Genomic DNA, 18,918 nt, shown 5'->3' with positions numbered 1-18,918 from the left:
GGGGGGCGCCGCTACTGCGGGCCCGTCCAGCCCGTCGGGACGTGGCCGAGACGGACGCGCTGCGGGTGGTCACCGACGGGGACGGACACCCGCTTGGTCCCGGTGGCGAAGTCGATGGCGGTGACCCGGTCGGCGCCGCTCTCGGAGATCACGCACGCCGTGCCGTCCCCGTCGACGGTGGCCCAGTACGGCTTGTCGGCGGGCACCGGCGGCCCCTCGGTGAGGGAGGCGCGGTCCACGACGGTGGCGTAGTCGTCCATGGTGCCCGCGACGCAGAGCTTGGTCCCGTCCGGGCTCATGGACATGCCGTGGTGGCGGGAGTCGTTGACCCAGGTGGTGCGGTCCGCGTTGGTGGCGGGATTGCGCGGGAGCTCCTTGATCCGGGTGATCCGGTCGGTGGCCACGTCGTACTCGACGACACCGTTGAAGAAGGACACCTGGAAGTAGAGCTTCGACTCGTCGGGACTGAAGGACATCGGCCGGACGGCGTCGGACAGGTCCGGGCGGCCGAAGGCGTCCAGCCGCTCGCGCATGTCGATCACGCGGACCGTGCGGAAGGTCTGCGCGTCGACGACGGTGATCTTCCGGTCGCCCTTCGTCCAGTCCAGCCACGGCGCGTCGAGGGCGGAGGTCACATCCCCGATGGAGCTGTTCCACAGGAAGCGGCCGTCTCGGCTGAAGGTGTTCTCGTGCGGCTTGTCGCCGGTCGGGAAGGAGCCGAGCTGCCGTCCGGTGGCGATGTCGAGGACGTGCACGGTGTTGGCGGTGGAGGCGGAGACCGCGACCCGGGTGCCGTCCGGCGAGACCGCCATGTGGTCGGAGCGGTAGCCGGAGACGGGGAAGCGCCAGTTGATCCGGCCCGTGCGCACGTCGATCGAGACGACGTCGGCGAAGCTGGGGCGGGAGGCGACCACGGCGGAGCCGTCGGGGGTGGTGTACATGTCGTCGACGAACTGGTCGTGGCCCTCGCCCGCGCCGGCCCGGATGCCGAGGAAGAAGGCGAGCTTGACCGGGTTGAGGTAGATCTCCCGGAGCCGCTCCTCCTTGTCGGGGATCATGTTGAGCCGGCCGACCTTGGCGAGGTCGCCGGTGGAGGCGAGCACATCGGCGGTGCCCTCCCAGTTGTTCCCGACGAACAGCACTTCGCGGTTGCCGGGGGCGGAGCCCGGGGCGGCGGCGGATGCCGACGCCGGCGCCCCCGCCAGCGAGGCCGCGACCAGCGCACAGCCGGCGAGGAGCGTACGGACGGGGGTGCGGGCGGTGCGTGCCGTGCGGGCGGTGCGTTCGGTCCGGGACATCCGCTCAACTCCGTTAAAGGAAGGCGCTGTTACCGGCCGGTAAAATAGGCGGGACGGCGAAAGGGCGCAACCCCCACGGAGTCACGCCCCAAGTCGTCCTCCAGCGCCTTTCCGGCGCCGCCCTTCAGGCGACCGAGCCGATCCGGCCGATCACGCTCTTCGAGGTGTCGGGGTGGATCGGTATGTGCGCTCCGGTGAGGGCCGCGCCCGAACCGCCGCGGCGGTTCGCGACGATCTCGGCGGCGATGGACAGCGCGGTCTCCTCCGGGGAGCGGGCGCCGAGGTCCAGGCCGATCGGGGAGCGCAGCCGGGCCAGCTCCAGCTCGGTCACGCCGACGTCCCGGAGCCGCTTGTTGCGGTCTTCGTGGGTGCGGCGGGAGCCCATGGCGCCGACGTAGGCGACGGGCAGTTTGAGGGCCAGCTCCAGGAGCGGCACGTCGAACTTCGCATCGTGGGTGAGCACGCACAGGACGGTCCGGCCGTCGACCGAGCCCGCCGAGGACTGGGCCTCCAGGTAGCGGTGCGGCCATTCGACGACGATCTCGTCCGCCTCGGGGAAACGGTTCTTCGTCGCGAAAACGGGCCGGGCGTCACACAGGGTCACGTGGTAGCCGAGGAATTTGCCGATCCGCACCAGGGCGGACGCGAAGTCGATCGCACCGAAGACGATCATCCGCGGCGGCGGGACGCTGGACTCGACGAGCACCTTCAGCGGCTCGCCGCAGAGCCGGCCGTCGGCGCCGATCTCCAGTACGCCCGTGCGGCCGGCGTCGAGCATGGCGCGGGCCTCTTCGGCGATGGTGCGGTCCAGCTCGGGGTGGCCCCCGAAACCGCCCTCGTGGCCGCCCTCGCCCCGGACGAGCACGGCGCGGCCCAGGAGCTCGGCCGGACCCTCCGCGATCCGGGCCACCGCCGCCGCCTCCCCGCGGGAGGCCGCCGCCAGCGCGGCCGCGAACACCTCCCGCCCGGGGGATCCCACCGGAACCGGGGTGATGAGGATGTCGATGATCCCGCCGCAGGTCAGGCCAACGGCGAAGGCATCGTCGTCGCTGTACCCGAAGCGCTCCCGGACGGTCTCGCCGTCCTCCAGCGCCTGCCGGCACAGCTCGTACACCGCGCCCTCCACGCATCCGCCGGAGACCGATCCGATGGCCGTGCCCTCGCTGTCGACGGCGAGTGCGGCTCCGGGCTGCCGGGGCGCGCTCCCGCCGACCGCCACCACGGTGGCGACGGCGAAGTCACGTCCCTGCTCGACCCACCGGTTCAGTTCTTCGGCGATGTCCAGCATTGCGGCCTCCTCGGAGGGGTTCGGTTACCAGTATCGGATGCGTGGAGGGTCAGGGCCGGATCACCGGCCCCGCCTTACTTCACCCCGAGCCATGCCTCGATGGGGTGCTCCGCGAAGAAGATCACGAAGATCATGGTCAGTGCCCACATGAAGGCACCGATCTCGCGGGCCTTGCCCTGTGCGATCTTGATGGCCACGTAGGAGATCACACCGGCGGCGACACCCGCGGTGATCGAGTACGTGAAGGGCATGATCGCCACGGTCAGGAAGACCGGGATGGCGGTCGCGCTGTCGGCCCAGTCCACGTGGCGGGCGTTCTGCATCATCATCGCGCCGATCACGACCAGGGCCGCGGAGGCGACCTCACCCGGGACGATCTGCGTGATCGGGGTGAAGAAGAGGCAGGCGGCGAAGAAGAGGCCGGTGACGATGGAGGCGAGGCCCGTACGGGCTCCCTCGCCGACGCCGGTGGCGGACTCGACGAACACGGTCTGGCCGGAACCGCCGGCCAGGCCGCCGATGGCACCGCCGGCACCGTCGATGAACAGCGCCTTCGACAGGCCCGGCATGCGGCCCTTGTCGTCGGCCAGCTTGGCCTCGGTGCCGACGCCGATGATGGTGGCCATCGCGTCGAAGAAGCCGGCGAGCACGAGGGTGAAGACGATCATGCCGACCGTCATGGCCCCGACCTCGCCCCAGCCGCCGAAGGAGACCTCGCCGAAGAGCGAGAAGTCCGGCATCGAGACGGCGGAGCCGTTCAGGGTGGGCGGACCGTTGCGCCAGGCCTTGGCGTCCACGTCGGCGACGGCGTTGACGATCGCGGCGATCACGGTGCCGCCGACGATGCCGATGAGGATCGCGCCGCGGACCTTGCGGGCCTGCAGCATGAAGATGGTGAGCAGGGTGATGCAGAAGATCAGGACGGGCCACCCGGAGAGCTGGCCGATCGCACCGAGCTGGACCGGCGGAGCGAACTCCCCGCCGTTGCCGACGAAGCCCGCCTTCACCAGGCCGATCAGGGCGACGAACATGCCGATGCCCATGGTGATCGCGTGCTTGAGCGCGAGGGGGATCGCGTTCATGATCATCTCTCGGAGGCCGGTGACGACCAGGAGACAGATCACGACGCCGTACATCACGCACATGCCCATGGCCTGCGGCCAGGTCATCTGGGGGGCGACCTGCGAGGAGAGCACGCCGGAGACCGACAGGCCCGCGGCCAGGGCCAGCGGGACCTTGCCGACGAAGCCCATGAGGAGCGTGGTGAGGGCCGCGGCGAAGGCCGTGGCGGTGATGAGGGCCTTCTGGCTCATGGTGTCTCCGGCGACGTCCTTGCCGGAGAGGATCAGCGGGTTGAGCAAGAGGATGTACGCCATGGCCATGAAGGTCGTGACTCCGCCACGAATCTCATTGCCGACGTTGGAACCTCTGTGCGTGATGTGAAAGTACCGGTCGAGCCAAGAACGCCCGGCGGGGGTGCGAGAGCCGTCGCCGGCCTCTTCCGCGGTGGTCTTGGGCTCTACAGACGACTGGGTCATGGTGCCTAACTCCCAAGGTTCAAAGGGGCACCCGCATGGAGATTGGAGACGCGGGATTTGGGAAACTCCGTTTGGCTGCACGACCCGGGGTGACGGCCCGAGGCGACGCGAAATGCACTGCGTGTACTGCGGGTACTGCGGGGGTTCTGCGGTACTGGTGTGGTGCTGGCGGCGGCTCCGGGGTGCCGGGGCCACCAGGTGTTCCGTGGGGGTACTGCCGGTGGGACGGACCGCGAGCGGTGCGGTCTTTTCGTACTCCGGACTTCTGGCTCCGGGCGGTGCGACAGGAAGTGTGACGTTCCCGGTGTCACACCGCCCGGAGAGTCTGTGGGGGGGCCGGGGGCCTTGCGGCGGGGCCTCGCGGCCCCCGGACCCGGCCGTCCTAGAGGGTGCCGGTGAGGGCTTCCGGACGGATCGGCGTCTTGTTGATCTCCAGACCGGTCGCCGCCCGGATCGCCGCGATGACGGCCGGGGTGGACGAGAGGGTGGGGGCCTCGCCCATCCCGCGCAGGCCGTACGGCGCGTTGGGGTCGGCGAGCTCCAGGACGTCGACCGGGATGGTCGGGGTGTCGAGGATGGTCGGGATCAGGTAGTCCGTGAAGGAGGGGTTGCGCACCTTCGCGGTCTTCGGGTCCACGATGATCTCCTCCATGATCGCGACGCCCAGGCCCTGGGTGGTGCCACCCTGGATCTGGCCGACCACGGAGAGCATGTTCAGGGCCTTGCCGACGTCCTGCGCGGTCGCCAGCTCGACGACCTTGACCAAGCCGAGCTCGGTGTCCACCTCGACCACCGCGCGGTGCGCGGCGAAGGTGTACTGGACGTGGCCGTCGCCCTGGCCGGTCTTCAGGTCGAAGGCGACGGTCGGCCGGTGCCGGAACTCCAGCTCCAGGTCGATCGCGTCCTCGCCCTCCAGGATGTCGGCCAGGTCCGCGAGGACCTCTCCGCCGTCGGTGACGACCTTGCCGCCTTCGAGGAGCAGCTCGGCGGTCGCCCACGCGGGGTGGTAGGACCCGTTCTTGCGGCGGCCGATCTCCAGGGCCGCCTCGCGGACGGCCTCGCAGGTGTTCTTCACGGCGCCACCGGTCATGTACGTCTGCCGCGAGGCGGACGTGGAACCGGCGGAACCGACCTGCGTGTCGGCCGGGTGGATGGTCACCTGCGTGACGCCCAGCTCCGTACGGGCGATCTGCGCGTGGACGGTGACACCGCCCTGGCCGACCTCCGCCATGGCCGTGTGGACCATCGCGACGGGCTCGCCGTTGATGACCTCCAGGCGCACGCGGGCGGTGGAGTAGTCGTCGAAGCCCTCGGAGAAGCCGACGTTCTTGATGCCGACCGCGTAGCCGACACCGCGTACGACGCCCTCGCCGTGAGTGGTGTTGGAGAGGCCGCCGGGCAGCGCGCGGACGTCCGCGCCCTCGCCGGCGGTCTCCCACTGGCGCTCCGGCGGCAGCGGGCGGGCCTTGACCCGGCGCAGCAGCTCGGCGACGGGCGCCGGGGAGTCCACGACCTGGCCGGTGGGCATGATCGTGCCCATCTCCATGGCGTTCAGCTGGCGGAACTCGACCGGGTCCATGCCCAGCTTCGCCGCGAGCTTGTCCATCTGGGCCTCGTACGCGAAGCAGGCCTGGACGGCGCCGAAGCCGCGCATCGCGCCGCAGGGCGGGTTGTTCGTGTAGAGCGCGATCGCCTCGATGTCGACGTCCTCGAGGACGTACGGGCCGACCGACAGCGAGGAGGCGTTGCCCACGACCGCCGGGGAAGCGGACGCGTACGCGCCGCCGTCCAGGACGATCTTGCACTTCATGTGCGTGAGCTTGCCGTCCTTGGTGGCGCCGTGCTCGTAGTACAGCTTCGCCGGGTGGCGGTGCACGTGGCCGAAGAAGGACTCGAACCGGTTGTAGACGATCTTGACCGGCTTGTTCGTGGCCAGGGCCAGGAGGCAGGCGTGGATCTGCATCGAGATGTCCTCGCGGCCGCCGAAGGCACCGCCGACGCCCGAGAGCGTCATGCGGACCTTCTCCTCCGGGAGACCGAGGACCGGGGCGATCTGCTTGAGGTCCGAGTGCAGCCACTGGGTGGCGACGTAGAGGTCGACGCCGCCGTCCTCGGCGGGTACGGCGAGGCCGGACTCCGGGCCGAGGAAGGCCTGGTCCTGCATGCCGAAGGTGTACTCGCCCTCGACGATGACGTCGGCGCGCTTGCGGGCCTCCTCCACGTTGCCGCGGATGATCGGCTGGCGGTGCACGATGTTCGGGTGCGGTACGTGACCGGAGTGGTGGTCGTCGCGGCCCGGGTGGATCAGCGGCGCGTCCGCGGCGAGGGCGGAGGCCTCGTCCGTGACGACCGGCAGCTCCCGGTAGTCGATCTTGATCTTGGCGGCCGCGCGGCGGGCGGTCTCCGGGTGGTCGGCGGCCACGAGGGCGACCGGCTCACCGTGGTGGCGCACCCGGCCGTTGGCGAGGACCGGGGTGTCCTGGATCTCCAGGCCGTAGTTCTTCATCTCGGCCGGCAGGTCGTCGTACGTGAGCACCGAGTAGACGCCCGGCATCGCGAGGGCCTCGGAGATGTCGATCGAGGCGATCTCGGCGTGGGCGACGGTGCTGCGCAGGGTCTGGCCCCAGAGCATGTCCTCGTGCCACATGTCCGAGGAGTACGCGAACTCGCCGGTGACCTTGAGGGTGCCGTCCGGGCGGAGCGTGGACTCGCCGATGCCGCCCTTGTTGTGCTTCTGGGTGACGTTGGTCGGCGTGCCGGCCGGTACCGTGCGGGTGTTCTGAGCCATGGTCAGACCGCCTCTCCCTGACGTGCGGCCGCCAGGCGGACCGCGTCGAGGATCTTCTCGTAGCCCGTGCAGCGGCAGAGGTTGCCGGACAGGGCCTCACGGATGTCCTGGTCGGACGGGGAGCTGTTCTGTTCGAGCAGCGCGTCGGCCTGCACCAGCAGACCGGGGGTGCAGAAACCGCACTGCACGGCGCCGGCGTCGATGAACGCCTGCTGGACGTTGGAGAGCGGGGTGCCCTCGCCGGTCTGGGAGTCGGCCGGCTTGGCCTGCCACTGCTTGGCCGCGTCCAGGGTGACGCCGGCCTTGGAGCCGCAGCCGCCGCCGGTACCGCAGGCACCGCCGTGGCCGTGCTCCTCGCGCTGCTTGGCGAACTCCGCCAGGCCCTCGACGGTCACGACGTCGCGGCCCTCGACCTGTCCGGCTGCCACCAGACAGGAACAGACCGGCACGCCGTCGAGACGGACGGTGCAGGAACCGCACTCGCCCTGCTCACAGGCGTTCTTCGAGCCCGGCAGGCCGAGCCGTTCGCGCAGCACGTAGAGGAGGGACTCGCCCTCCCAGACGTCGTCGGCTTCCTGCTGACGGCCGTTGACGGTGAAATTGACGCGCATGATTACGCAGCCCCTTCGAGCGAGCGGCCGTGGCCGGTTCCGCGGTACTGCTCCCAGGTCCAGACGAGCTGGCGGCGAGCCATGATGCCGACCGCGTGACGGCGGTACTTCGCCGTGCCGCGGACGTCGTCGATCGGGTTGGCCGCGCCGGTGGCGAGGTCACCGAACTGCTTGGCGATCGACGGGGTGATGACCTTGCCGGACTCCCAGAAACCGCCCTCTTCGAGCGCGGCGTTCAGGAACTCCTCGGCGGCCTTGGCACGGATCGGGGTCGGCGCTGCCGACCCGATGCCCGTACGGACCGTGCGGGTCTCGGGGTGCAGCGCCAGGCCGAACGCGCAGACGGCGATGACCATCGCGTTGCGGGAGCCGACCTTGGAGTACTGCTGGGGACCGTCCGCCTTCTTCACGTGGATGGTCTTGATGAGCTCGTCGGCGGCGAGCGCGTTGCGCTTCACGCCGGTGTAGAACTCGTCGATCGGGATCAGGCGGGAGCCGCGTACGGACTCCACCTCGACCTCGGCACCCGCCGCGAGCAGCGCGGGGTGGGAGTCGCCGGCCGGCGAGGCGCAACCGAGGTTGCCGCCGACGCCGCCGCGGTTGCGGATCTGCGGGGACGCGACCGTGTGCGAGGCGAGCGCGAGACCCGGGAGCTCCGTCCGGAGGTTCTCCATGATCTGCGTGTACGGAACGGAGGCGCCCAGCCGGACCACGTCCTCGCCGACCTCCCACTCCCGCAGCAGACCGATGCGGTTCAGGTCCAGGAGGTACTCCGGCCGACGGTGGTCGAAGTTGATCTCGACCATGATGTCGGTGCCACCCGCAATCGGCACAGCTGTGGGGTACTCGGCCTTAGCGGCGAGTGCCTCCTCCCAGCTGGCGGGGCGAAGGAAGTCCATGTGCGGCTCTCTTCTTCTTCATCGTGTCGTTCACTTCAAGCCAGGAGGCCCTCAGGCCCTCGACTGGTCGTTCACGTGCTGTTAACGCGGTGTGGAGTCAGTACACAAGCCGTGCGTCCTTCGGGTGCAGTCACCGAAACCATGAAGGAGTTGGCTGGCGGCCTCCCTCGTCTTGTAGATTCGTATGAAAGGCAGGATGCAACGACCTGCCCGATTTCCAACGGCAACATTCGAGACAGATCGGCGGCGACACCATGCGGCTGCGCGCACTGCTGGAAACCGAGGCGCTGGGGCTGCGGCTGCTGGGCGGCGAGGACGAACTCGACCGGACGGTCCGCGGCGTCATGACGACCGACCTACGGGATCCCAGCCGATACCTCACCGGGGGCGAACTCGTCCTCACCGGCCTGGCGTGGCGAAGAAATTCGGCCGACTCCGAGCCGTTCGTACGAATCCTCGCGAGCGCGGGCGTCGCCGGCCTCGCGGCCGGCGAGGCGGAGCTCGGGGACATCCCCGACGATCTCGTTTCAGCCTGTCGGCGCAACCGGCTGCCGCTGTTCGCGGTGAACGAAGACGTTGCATTCGCCACGATCACCGAGTACGTCGTGCGGCAGGTCTCGGGCGAGCGCGCGGGCGACCTCGCGGCGGTCGTGGACCGGCACCGCCGCCTGATGACGTCGGGCCCCGCGGGCGGTGGACCCGATGTGGTGCTCGATCTGCTCACCACCGACCTCGATCTGCGCGCCTGGGTGCTGTCCCCCACGGGCCGGCAGATCGCCGGCGCGGGCGAACCCCTGGCTCCGGGCGTCTGCGCGACTCTGGCCGGAGAGCACCTCGCGGCGGTCCGCACCGGGCGCAGGGGCCCGCACCGGATCTCCCTCCAGGGTATTACCTACTCCCTCTTCCCGATCAGGGGAGCGGGCCGGGGCCCGGGCGGCCCCGGGGCCCGTGACGTGCGGGAAAGCGTGCTCTCGGACTGGCTGCTGGCCGTCGAGGCGGACGCCGGGGACTGGCCCGCCGAGCGGCTCGACCTGCTCCAGGGCGTGACCCAGCTGATCGCCGTCGAGCGCGACCGGCGCGACGCGGCCCGCACCGTGCGCCGCCGGCTCGCCCAGGAGGTGCTGGAGCTGGTCCAAACGGGCGCCCCGCCCGCCGAGATCGCCGCCCGCCTGCGGGTCGCGGCCCCGGTGCTGCTGCCGGGGCTGGGCACCGCCCCGCACTGGCAGGTCGTCGTGGCGCGGGTCGACTGGGACGGCGGGGACATCCCCGGCGGCCCGGTGGCCCAGTCGCTGCTGGAGGAGATCCTGGTCGACCCGTCCGTCTCGGGGCCCGAACCCTCGGACCGGATCGCCGTGGCCCACGCGGGTGACGAGGCCATCGCCCTCGTACCGCTGCCCGCGCTCCCCGCGGAGCCCGGCGAGGAGAAGGGCCCGGACCGCGCCCTGCACGCCGACGAGCTGCTCTCCGCCGTACGGGAGCCCCTGCAGGCGGGGCTCGCCGACGACGGCCGGCTCACCCTGGGCGTCAGCGCGGCCGTGCACTCCGCGGAGGGGCTGCGCGGGGCGCTGGAGGAGGCCCGGCACGCCCGCCGGGTCGCCGCGGCGCGCCCGGGCCGGGTCTGCGCGGCGGGCCACCACGAGCTGGCCTCGCACGTGCTGCTGCTGCCGTTCGTGCCGGACGACGTGCGCCGCGCCTTCACGGCGCGCCTGCTGGACCCGCTGCGGGACTACGACCGCCGCCACCGCGCGGAGCTCATCCCGACGCTGGAGGCGTTCCTGGACTGCGACGGATCGTGGACGCGCTGCGCGACGCGGCTGCACCTGCACGTCAACACGCTGCGGTACCGGGTCGGGCGAATCGAGCAGTTGACGGGGCGTGACCTCTCGCGGCTGGAGGACAAGCTCGACTTCTTCCTGGCACTGCGGATGAGCTGAGCGGATCCGGCCGGGGCCCCCGCCGCACGGCCGGGAGGCGGCAGGCGGTGACGGGCCGTGACGCCCCTGCGCCTGACACGTCGTCCGGACTTTGTGAAAGAGTTCACCCGACCCCTTGGCCGAAGGCTCCGATCCGTGCTCTCATTTCGCCCCAGGGCTCAACGACGTGCTGCTTGGTTGCTTTGGGGAGGGCAATGTGGCGGATACCGCCATGTCCGGTGCCGGAACTACCGGGGGGGACGACCCCCTCCAGCGGGCGATATGGCGGCTGCGCTCGCGCGGTTGTTGGACCGACGCGGCGGCCCTGCTGACGCCCCACCTGCACGACGCCGGCGCGGCCGTACAGCGGACCGCGCTGCTGGTCGAGCGGTGCCTGTTCACCGGGCAGGGGTGGGCGGAGGCGGAGGACGCGCTGCGGGTCGCGGAGGCGGTGGCCCGCGACGACGACGAGCGGGGCGCGGCAGCTTGCGAGCGGGGGCAGTTGGCCTACGCGGCGACCGTGCTCGGGGTCCGCGACCGTTCGGACGAGGCCCGCTCCGCCCTGGGCCGGGCGGCGGCGCTGCTGTCCCCCGGGTCCCGGACCCGCCCGCTGCTGGACTTCCGGCGGGGGCTGGTCGCGGAGCACCTCGCGGACGCCCCGCAGTCGGCCCGTCCGGCGTACCGCCGGGCCCATGCCGGGGCGCTGGCGCACGGGGACACGCTGCTGCTGTCCTTCACCTGGCGGCACCTGGCGGCGCTGGCCCTGCGGGACGGGGAGGTGGCGGAGGCCCGCAAGGGCTTCGCGGAGTCGCTGCGCATCCGGGAGGACCTCGGCTTCCTGATCGGCACGGCGCCCGCGCTGGCGGCGCTGGCCGAGGCCGAGCCGGAACCGGAGGCGGCCCGCCTGCGCGCGGAGGCCCGGCGCCTGTTCCACCTCCTGGGCGGCATCCCCACCTGGCTGGCCGACCAGCTCCACCCGGACAGCCCCAGCCCCGCCGGCGTCTGACCCGCCGCTCCCTCCGGGGGCGAAGCCCCGAGACATCGGCGGCGAAGTCCCCGGAGGCCGAGGGCCAAGCCCCAAAGTCCGGGGGCCACACCCGCAAGTCGGCGGCGAAGCTGCGAGGGGCCGGCGGCGGAAGCCGCAGAGGGCCTGGGGACGCAGCCGAAGGGAGCCGGGGGACGCAGCCCCGAGGGGGCCGGGGCGCGCCCGGCTCAGGCCGTGCCGAAGTGGCTGCGGAGCACCTGCTCCACGGTCGGGAGATCACCGGCGATCAGGGCCTCAAGGAGGGCCGTGTGCTCCGCCGCGTCCGCGACGAGCTCCGCCCGGCGGGTGCGCGGGGCCCCCGGGAGGGGCCACTGGGACCTGCGGTGGAGTTCCTGCGCCACCGAGACCAGCTGCTCGTTCCCGCCCGGGGAGAGCAGCTCCCGGTGGAAGGCCCGGTCCGCGTCCGCGTACCCCGCCAGGTCACCGGCCTCGGCCGCCCCGGCCGCTGCCGCCGCCACGGGCCGCAGCGCCGCCCAGGCCTCCGCCGGGAGGGTACGGGCCAGACCCAGCACCACCGGTACCTCCAGCAGCGCCCGTACCTCCGCCAGCTCCGTCTGGGCCCGCGGCGTACGCGACAGCACCCGGAAGCCGCGGTTCGGGAGGCATTCCACCGCCCCCTCCAGCGCCAGCTGCTGCATCGCCTCGCGCACGGGCGTCGCGGAGACGCCGAAGCGCTCCCCCAGGGCCGGCCCGGAGTAGATCTCCCCCGGCACGAGGTCCCCGTCGACGAGCGCGGCGCGCAGTGCGTCGAGCACCTGCCCGCGCACCGAGTGCCGCAGCACCTTCTGCGCCGGGATCAGCGCCGCCACCCTGCCGTGTGCCGCCTCGTGCACTCCGTCCTCCTCGGGTCTCGACCTGACCTGCGCCCTCCCGAGAATAGGCGAATCGGTCCCGCGGGTGCTGGTACGCCCGCCCTAGATCAGATAAGGTAAGGCTTACCTCTCTTGCTTCCGACCGTGCGAATCGGTGGTCCCGCCATGCCCGACAGCTCCGTCGTCGCCCCGCCCCCGGCCGGCTCTCCGGTGGCGGACGCGTACGCACGCCTGTCGCGGGCGTACCCCCGCCTCCAGGTCGTCGAGCGCGCGGCGCACGAGCCCGCCCCTCGGGGTGTGGGGTGGATCGGCGCGGACGCGCTCGCGGCCGGCGGGACCGAGGTGGACGGCTACCTCGCCTGGGACGACGCCCAGGTCCTGCGGGACTACGGCCGCCAGGCCCGCCCCGACGTGGTGGCCACCTTCGGGCTGCACCGGTACGCGTGGCCCGCGTGCCTGCTCATCACGGCCCCCTGGTTCCTCGACCGCCGGGTGCCCCACCTGTCGGCGGGCGACGTGGCGTTCCACCGGACCCAGGGGCGCATGAGCGTGCGCGCCGAGTCCTTCTCCTGCCTGCCGGACGATCCGGCGGCCGCTCTCCCCGGGGCCCGTGTCGTGCCCGGCGAGGAGGCGCTGCGCGCCGAGGTACGGGCTGCGGTGGCCCACCACCTCGAACCGGTGCTGGAGGCCTTCGGCCCGCGCGTGCGGCGCGGCCGCCGCGCCCTGTGGGGCATGGTGACCGACGAGATCGTCTCCGGCGTCTGGCACCTCGGGAAGCTCGTGGACGAGGAACAGCGGGCCATGGCCGAGCTGGAGGCGCTGCTGCCCGGCCGGACGGCCCCGTACACCGCCGGCGCGGCGTTCCGCACGCTCGAAGGCCCGCGCGGCGAGCAGCTCCCCACCCGGGACCGGGCCAGCTGCTGCCTCTTCTACACGATCCGGCCCGAGGACACCTGCACCACCTGTCCCCGCACCTGCGACGCGGACCGCATCATCCGCCTCACGGCTGCCGCCTGACCTCTGAACCCACTCGTACGACTGACCGAAATCGAACGCAACCCCGACCGTACGAGCGGTAGTTCGAGTGACAACACCCTATCCGGCGGGCCCCGCCCCCCGATGGCGTCCACTTGCCCCGAAACCCGCGTGCCGGGCCGATCTCCTGCGCCACCATGGCTCCCGGAAGGCCGCACACGCGAGGCAGAGGCAAGGGACATCCGCATGAGACTGACCGACATATCGCTGGACTGGCTGCTGCCCGGCAGCCTGCTGATCCTGGGCGTGCTTGCGGCAGTTGCGGTACTGGCCCGGGGCAAGCGGGACGGCGACAAGGCCGCGGCCGAAGACACCTGGGAGCGCAGCGAAGAGCGGCGGCGGCGCAAGGAAGCCGTCTACGGAACCGCCTCCTACGTCCTGCTGTTCTGCTGCGCGGCGGTCGCCGCCGCGCTCTCCTTCCACGGACTGGTCGGCTTCGGCCGGCAGAACCTGAACCTCTCCGGTGGCTGGGAGTACCTCGTCCCCTTCGGCCTCGACGGCGCCGCCATGTTCTGCTCGGTGCTCGCCGTCCGCGAGGCGAGCCACGGCGACGCCGCCCTCGGCTCGCGCATGCTGGTCTGGCTGTTCGCGGGCGCGGCCGCCTGGTTCAACTGGGTGCACGCGCCGCGCGGCATGGGCCACGACGGCGCCCCGCAGTTCTTCGCCGGGATGTCGCTCTCGGCGGCCGTCCTCTTCGACCGCGCCCTCAAGCAGACCCGCCGGGCCGCGCTGCGCGAACAGGGCCTGATCCCGCGCCCGTTGCCGCAGATCCGGATGGTCCGCTGGCTGCGGGCCCCCCGGGAGACCTTCGGCGCCTGGTCCCTCATGCTGCTGGAGGGTGTCCGCACCCTCGACGAGGCCGTGGACGAGGTACGCGAGGACAAGCGCGAGCGGGAGCAGGACCGCCACCGGCGGCGCGACCAGAACCGGCTGGACCGGGCCCGCATCAAGGCCCTGGGCCGGCAGAACCGGGCGTTCGGACGCTCCCGCGCCCGCCAGGTCGACGTACCGGGGCTGGCCCCCGGATCGGGCTCCGCGCCGGTCGGCGCGGAGCCGGCCATAGCGGAAACGGGACAGCTGCCCGCACCGCGCCGCCGGCCCTCCCTTCAGGCCGTGCACGGACCCGAGAACGCTGAGGTGACCGGCACCCGGACGGTGGACCTCACCGCCGAGGACGACACCCAGACGATCCCCCGCCTCGACTCGCTCGAACGCAAACTCAAGGACCTGGAGCAGCAGTTCGGCTGACGACTGCGCGCAGGACCGACCCCGGAGGGCCCGCCGGTCAGGCGGGCCCTCCGTCGTACGCACCGCCGTAGGCCCGGCCGCCGAGGGCGCCGTCCAGCTCGAACCAGACCACCTTTCCGCCGGCCTGCACGGACGCGTCCACGCCCCAGGCGTCGGCGAGGGCCTGCACCAGCATCAGTCCGCGGCCGTGCGTACCGTCGTCGGCGGTCGGTACGTACGGCCGCGGCCTGCGCGTGGCGTGGTCCCGGACCTCCACCCTCAGCCGGTCGGCGGCGAGCCGCGCGGACACCTCCGCGCCCTGGTCGGTGTGGACGAGGGCGTTGGTGACGAGCTCGGTGATCAGCAGCTCCGCCACCTCGGCGGTGTCGGCCGGGCACCGGTGACGCATCAACTCCCTTAAGGCCCGGCGCACTTCGCCCACCGCCTTGAGATCCGCCCGGCGTATGCTTCGGGTGATCTGCACCGCGTCCACCGCTCTCCCGTCCTCGACGGACGGTTCACGCGGTTCGGGCCGCCCTCTCCTCCACTGCTTCCCGGTCTTCGCCCCCACCCGCACGGCGATGCCCCTCCCCCGTAAGTTCCCGTGGATCTCGAACTGGTCTACGGGGATGCATGCCCGCCGGGGCAATCCGCACTCCTGCGGGCTTACGGGAGGGGCACGTTGCGCAGGTTGGATCGAGCCATCTGGATCATCCTTCCCACGCCACCGTCGAGCACGATCTTGCTGGCGGAAAGTGCGAAACCGGTCACCATCTCAGCGCTGATCTTGGGGGGAATCGACAGGGCGTTGGGATCGGTCACCACGTCCACCAAGGCGGGTCCCTTGTGCCGGAACGCGTCCTTCAAAGCCCCTGCGAGCTGCTTGGGCTTCTCGACGCGGACCCCGAACGCGCCCGCCGCGCGGGCGATCGCCGCGAAATCCGGGTTGCGGTTGGTCGTTCCGTACGAAGGAAGGCCGGAAACCAGCATCTCCAACTCGACCATTCCGAGCGATGAGTTGTTGAAGAGGACCACTTTGACGGGCAGGTCGTACTGCACCAGGGTGAGGAAATCTCCCATCAGCATCGAGAAACCGCCGTCGCCCGACATCGACACCACTTGACGGCCGCGGTCGGTGAACTGCGCCCCGATGGCCTGCGGGAGGGCGTTGGCCATGGAGCCGTGGCTGAAGGAGCCGATGATGCGCCGCTTGCCGTTCGGGGAAAGATAGCGCGCCGCCCACACGTTGCACATGCCCGTGTCGACGGTGAACACGGCATCCTCGTCGGCGAGTTCGTCGAGGACGGAGGCCACGTACTCGGGGTGGATCGGGGTGTGCTTCTCCACCTTGCGGGTGTACGCCTTCACCACGCCTTCGAGCGCGTCCGCGTGCTTCTTCAGCATCCGGTCCAGGAAACGGCGGTCCGTCTTGGCCTTGACCCGGCTGTTCAGGGCGCGCAGGGTCTCCCGTACGTCCCCCCAGACGCCGAGGTCCAACTGCGAGCGGCGGCCCAGGTGTTCGGGGCGGATGTCCACCTGGACGATCTTCACGTCGTCGGGCAGGAAGGCGTTGTACGGGAAGTCCGTGCCGAGCAGGATCAGCAGATCGCACTCGTGCGTGGCCTCGTAGGCGGCGCCGTAGCCGAGCAGTCCGCTCATGCCGACGTCGTACGGGTTGTCGTACTGGATCCACTCCTTGCCGCGCAGGGCGTGCCCGACGGGCGCCTTGACCCGGCCCGCGAACTCCATGACCTCGGCGTGCGCCCCGGCGGTGCCGCTGCCGCAGAACAGGGTGACCTTGTCGGCCTCGTCGATCAGCCGGACCAGCTTCTCGATCTCCCCGTCGCCGGGGCGTACGGTCGGCCGCGCGGTCACGAGCGCGTGCTCGATGCTCTTCTCCGGTGCCGGGAGGGAGGCGATGTCGCCGGGCAGCGCGACCACGCCGACACCGCTGCGGCCGATGGCGTGCTGGATCGCGGTCTGGAGCACGCGGGGCATCTGCTGCGGGTTGGAGATCAGCTCGCAGTAGTGGCTGCACTCGGTGAACAGCCGGTCGGGGTGGGTCTCCTGGAAGTAGCCGAGGCCGATCTCGCCGGAGGGGATGTGGGAGGCGAGCGCGAGGACCGGGGCCATCGAGCGGTGGGCGTCGTAGAGGCCGTTGATCAGGTGCAGGTTGCCGGGCCCGCAGGAGCCCGCGCAGGCGGCAAGCCGGCCCGTGATCTGGGCCTCGGCCCCGGCGGCGAAGGCGGCGGTCTCCTCGTGCCGGACCTGGATCCACTCGATGCCGCCGGTCCGGCGGATGGCGTCGACGACGGGGTTCAGGCTGTCGCCGACGACTCCGTACATCCGGCGCACGCCGGCGCGCACGAGGATGTCGACGAACTGCTCGGCCACGTTCTGCTTGCCCATGGAGAAGCGCCCTTCCGTTGCCCGCCGGGTACGCCCGTCCATCCATCCACACTCGGCGCGGTTACGCCTCCCAGACGGCGGCGGCTGTCCGGTCGTCGGCGTAGCCCTTGAGGCGGAGCTGGGTGTCCGCGAGGAAGGATGCGAGGCCGGGGGGCTCCGCTCCGGTCCAGCGGGCCGCGAGTTCGGCCGGAAGGAGTCCCTCCTCGCGCATGGGGTCGGCGAGCCCGCCGGAGCAGAGCAGCAGGGTGTCGCGGGGCCGGGCCACGGCGGCACGGAAGCGGAACCCGTCCACGGCGGTCCCGGTCGTTTCCGAGTCCGAGTCCGAGTCCGGCTGCGGCCGTGGCTGCGGCTCCAGGTCCTCCCAGGCCCCGCCCCTGAGCCGGAACAGGCCGCCGGCGCCCGCGCCGAAGGAGATCCGGGTCTTGCACTCGGGGTCGATGGGGAGCAGCAGGACGCGCAGGCCGGCGGTGTACGCGTCCTCCGGGAGCCCGAGCTCGGCGGCGTGGGCGCGCAGGCGCCCGTAACCCCGGTCGGTGAGGCGCTGGAGCCCCGAGCGCAGGGCGTCGCGCCGGCCGGCGCGGATGTCGTCGGCGAGCCGCTCCCGGCTCCGGCCCACGGCCGAGGCGATCCAGCGGCACAGCTCGGCGGCGGCTTCGGCGGCGCCGGGGGCGGCGCGGTCCCCTCCGGCGAGGGCGACGAGGACGAGCGCGTCGTCGCCGGTGCCGAAGCGCGCGGTCAGCAGGAAGTCCCGCCGGGACTCGCCGCGGAACCGGGCGGAGTCCCCGCGCACGGAGGTGGCGCGCAGGGTGTACGCCCCGTGCCGGGCCCCTTCGAGCACGGTGTCGGGCACGAGCTCCCCGAGCGCCCCCGGATCGGCGAGGGGCAGCGCCCCGGGCTCGGCGGCATAGGTCGGCGCCCGATCCCCGAGGAACTCCACGACGGGCCGCTCCCCGCCCCACACCGTCGCCTCCCCACCGGCTCCGGCACCGTCTCCGGCACCGGACCAGGGCTCACCGGCGACGGGATCCCCCGACCCGGCCAGAGGCGGGGCACCGGCCTGCCCGGCGCCGGGGGCGTCCCACGGAGCCGGGGGCTCCGCACCCGAGCGCGGATCCGGCACGGCGACGGAGCCGGGCGACGGCTCGCGGCCGGGCCAGGGCCAGGCTCCCGGTCCGGGTTCGGGTTCAGGTACGGGTACGGGTACGGGTCCGGGTACGGGCTCGGCCGCATGGGCCGGGCCGGGGTCCTGGCCGGGCCGGGAAACGGGCCCGGCTCCGGCTCCGGCTCCGGCTCCGGCTCCGGCTCCGGCTCCGGCTCCGGGCCACGGTGGCGTACCGGTGTCACCGTCAGGCGTCCGCTCGGGGGCGGGGGGCTCCGGGGGTGCGTCCCGGGTCGGGGGCTCGGGCGGAGCGCCCCAGCGCCAGACCGGCAGTTCGGGCGGCGCCTCGGGGAGGACCGGCGGCACGGTCACACTGCCCAGGCCGTATCCCGTCGTCCCGGGTTCCCGGGGGTCCCGGGGCGGCGGCGCCGACTCCGGGTCGGCCTCCCTGCGCGGCCTGGGCAGCACGGCGTACGGCGGCGGCACCGGCCCCGGCGGCAGCCCGAAGGGCGCAGGCCCCGGCGGCGCCGGTGGCGTGGGCCCCGGCCCCGCCCCGGGCGGCCCCGGGGGTGCGGGCGGGACCGGCTTCGGCTCCGGCTCCGGCTCCGGCGGCGCGGACGGGACGGGCGGCACGGGGGGCACGGCGGGCACGGGTGGCCCGCCCACCGGGCCCGGCGGCGCACCCACCGGCGGCGGCCCGGGCGCGCCCTGGGGTGGGACTCGGGTGGTGACGGACGATGCCGAGTGGAAGCGGGAATCCAGGGTGTCGGCCGGGTCCGGGGTGGGGTCCGGGTCCGGGTCCGGGGTTTCGTACAGCTTCTGCCACCAGTCGTCCGCGCCCTGCTGACTCATGGGCTCATTCTTGGCCCCCCACAGCGGCAGAAAACGCCGAATGCGCGAAAAGGGGTCCACCGGGCCGCCGCCCGGGTGGACCCCTTTTCGTATCTCTCGTACGA

14 protein-coding genes are annotated in these 18,918 nt (G+C 72.3%); 4 read left to right on the top strand and 10 right to left on the bottom strand.

Going from position 1 to position 18,918, the window contains the following annotated elements:
- Positions 1–11 precede the first annotated feature (11 nt).
- The 6 genes from ADK52_RS12720 to ADK52_RS12695 form a co-directional block, all read right to left on the bottom strand.
- Positions 12–1,298, bottom strand: coding sequence for a YncE family protein (locus ADK52_RS12720; RefSeq protein ID WP_053689884.1), 1,287 nt, complete (start codon positions 1,296–1,298; stop codon positions 12–14).
- 124 nt (positions 1,299–1,422) lie between these two features.
- On the bottom strand, positions 1,423–2,586 hold the full coding sequence (locus ADK52_RS12715) for an XdhC family protein (protein ID WP_053689883.1): 1,164 nt from the start codon (positions 2,584–2,586) through the stop codon (positions 1,423–1,425).
- Positions 2,587–2,660: 74 nt separating this feature from the next.
- Positions 2,661–4,124 carry an NCS2 family permease gene (locus ADK52_RS12710; RefSeq protein WP_053689882.1) on the bottom strand — a complete coding sequence of 488 codons (1,464 nt, stop codon included), beginning with the start codon at positions 4,122–4,124 and terminating at the stop codon, positions 2,661–2,663.
- 382 nt (positions 4,125–4,506) lie between these two features.
- Positions 4,507–6,912, bottom strand: coding sequence for a xanthine dehydrogenase subunit D (pucD, locus tag ADK52_RS12705; RefSeq protein ID WP_053689881.1), 2,406 nt, complete (start codon positions 6,910–6,912; stop codon positions 4,507–4,509).
- A 2-nt stretch (positions 6,913–6,914) separates the two neighbouring features.
- Positions 6,915–7,523 (bottom strand): (2Fe-2S)-binding protein, encoded by a 609-nt coding sequence (locus ADK52_RS12700; RefSeq protein ID WP_053689880.1) that lies wholly within the window; start codon positions 7,521–7,523, stop codon positions 6,915–6,917.
- 2 nt (positions 7,524–7,525) lie between these two features.
- A complete protein-coding gene (locus ADK52_RS12695; RefSeq protein WP_053689879.1) occupies positions 7,526–8,422 on the bottom strand; it encodes an FAD binding domain-containing protein in 897 nt (298 codons plus the stop codon).
- Positions 8,423–8,676: 254 nt separating this feature from the next.
- Between ADK52_RS12695 and ADK52_RS12690 the strand changes: the two genes are divergently transcribed.
- Entirely contained in the window at positions 8,677–10,356 is a 1,680-nt protein-coding gene (locus ADK52_RS12690; RefSeq protein ID WP_053689878.1) for a PucR family transcriptional regulator, read from the top strand.
- A gap of 211 nt (positions 10,357–10,567) precedes the next feature.
- Positions 10,568–11,341, top strand: a complete 774-nt coding sequence (locus tag ADK52_RS12685) for a hypothetical protein (protein ID WP_199828492.1) — start codon at positions 10,568–10,570, stop codon at positions 11,339–11,341.
- A 206-nt stretch (positions 11,342–11,547) separates the two neighbouring features.
- Here the strand turns inward: ADK52_RS12685 and ADK52_RS12680 are convergent, their stop codons facing one another.
- Entirely contained in the window at positions 11,548–12,258 is a 711-nt protein-coding gene (locus tag ADK52_RS12680; RefSeq protein ID WP_053689876.1) for a GntR family transcriptional regulator, read from the bottom strand.
- Positions 12,259–12,357: 99 nt separating this feature from the next.
- Here ADK52_RS12680 and ADK52_RS12675 point away from each other — a divergent pair, with 99 nt between their 5' ends.
- Together ADK52_RS12675 and ADK52_RS12670 are read left to right on the top strand one after the other, a co-directional pair.
- Positions 12,358–13,209, top strand: coding sequence for a (2Fe-2S)-binding protein (locus ADK52_RS12675; protein ID WP_053689875.1), 852 nt, complete (start codon positions 12,358–12,360; stop codon positions 13,207–13,209).
- A 204-nt stretch (positions 13,210–13,413) separates the two neighbouring features.
- Complete coding sequence (locus tag ADK52_RS12670; RefSeq protein ID WP_053689874.1) at positions 13,414–14,475, top strand: DUF2637 domain-containing protein; 1,062 nt, start codon at positions 13,414–13,416, stop codon at positions 14,473–14,475.
- Positions 14,476–14,512: 37 nt separating this feature from the next.
- Here the strand turns inward: ADK52_RS12670 and ADK52_RS12665 are convergent, their stop codons facing one another.
- The 3 genes from ADK52_RS12665 to ADK52_RS39850 all read right to left on the bottom strand — a co-directional run bounded on the left by ADK52_RS12665 (position 14,513) and on the right by ADK52_RS39850 (position 18,814).
- Positions 14,513–14,947 carry an ATP-binding protein gene (locus tag ADK52_RS12665; protein ID WP_234343689.1) on the bottom strand — a complete coding sequence of 145 codons (435 nt, stop codon included), beginning with the start codon at positions 14,945–14,947 and terminating at the stop codon, positions 14,513–14,515.
- 173 nt (positions 14,948–15,120) lie between these two features.
- A complete protein-coding gene (locus ADK52_RS12660) occupies positions 15,121–16,863 on the bottom strand; it encodes a pyruvate dehydrogenase (RefSeq protein ID WP_053689873.1) in 1,743 nt (580 codons plus the stop codon).
- 61 nt (positions 16,864–16,924) lie between these two features.
- Entirely contained in the window at positions 16,925–18,814 is a 1,890-nt protein-coding gene (locus ADK52_RS39850; RefSeq protein WP_107090044.1) for a protein phosphatase 2C domain-containing protein, read from the bottom strand.
- Between the last annotated feature and the right edge of the window lie 104 nt (positions 18,815–18,918).

Source organism: Streptomyces sp. WM6372 (assembly GCF_001279655.1).
GTDB lineage: Bacteria > Actinomycetota > Actinomycetes > Streptomycetales > Streptomycetaceae > Streptomyces.
Note: the sequence above shows the minus strand (reverse complement) of the source record. Positions and strands in the feature narration are given on the sequence as shown.

Coding starts and splice junctions, on each gene's coding strand:
- ADK52_RS12715 (WP_053689883.1), bottom strand. CDS start 2,586: ATGCTGGACATCGCCGAAGAACTGAACCGGTGGGTCGAGCAGGGACGT.
- ADK52_RS12720 (WP_053689884.1), bottom strand. CDS start 1,298: ATGTCCCGGACCGAACGCACCGCCCGCACGGCACGCACCGCCCGCACC.
- ADK52_RS12710 (WP_053689882.1), bottom strand. CDS start 4,124: ATGACCCAGTCGTCTGTAGAGCCCAAGACCACCGCGGAAGAGGCCGGC.
- ADK52_RS12670 (WP_053689874.1), top strand. CDS start 13,414: ATGAGACTGACCGACATATCGCTGGACTGGCTGCTGCCCGGCAGCCTG.
- pucD (WP_053689881.1), bottom strand. CDS start 6,912: ATGGCTCAGAACACCCGCACGGTACCGGCCGGCACGCCGACCAACGTC.
- ADK52_RS12690 (WP_053689878.1), top strand. CDS start 8,677: ATGCGGCTGCGCGCACTGCTGGAAACCGAGGCGCTGGGGCTGCGGCTG.
- ADK52_RS12685 (WP_199828492.1), top strand. CDS start 10,568: ATGTCCGGTGCCGGAACTACCGGGGGGGACGACCCCCTCCAGCGGGCG.
- ADK52_RS12700 (WP_053689880.1), bottom strand. CDS start 7,523: ATGCGCGTCAATTTCACCGTCAACGGCCGTCAGCAGGAAGCCGACGAC.
- ADK52_RS39850 (WP_107090044.1), bottom strand. CDS start 18,814: ATGAGTCAGCAGGGCGCGGACGACTGGTGGCAGAAGCTGTACGAAACC.
- ADK52_RS12695 (WP_053689879.1), bottom strand. CDS start 8,422: ATGGACTTCCTTCGCCCCGCCAGCTGGGAGGAGGCACTCGCCGCTAAG.
- ADK52_RS12660 (WP_053689873.1), bottom strand. CDS start 16,863: ATGGGCAAGCAGAACGTGGCCGAGCAGTTCGTCGACATCCTCGTGCGC.
- ADK52_RS12675 (WP_053689875.1), top strand. CDS start 12,358: ATGCCCGACAGCTCCGTCGTCGCCCCGCCCCCGGCCGGCTCTCCGGTG.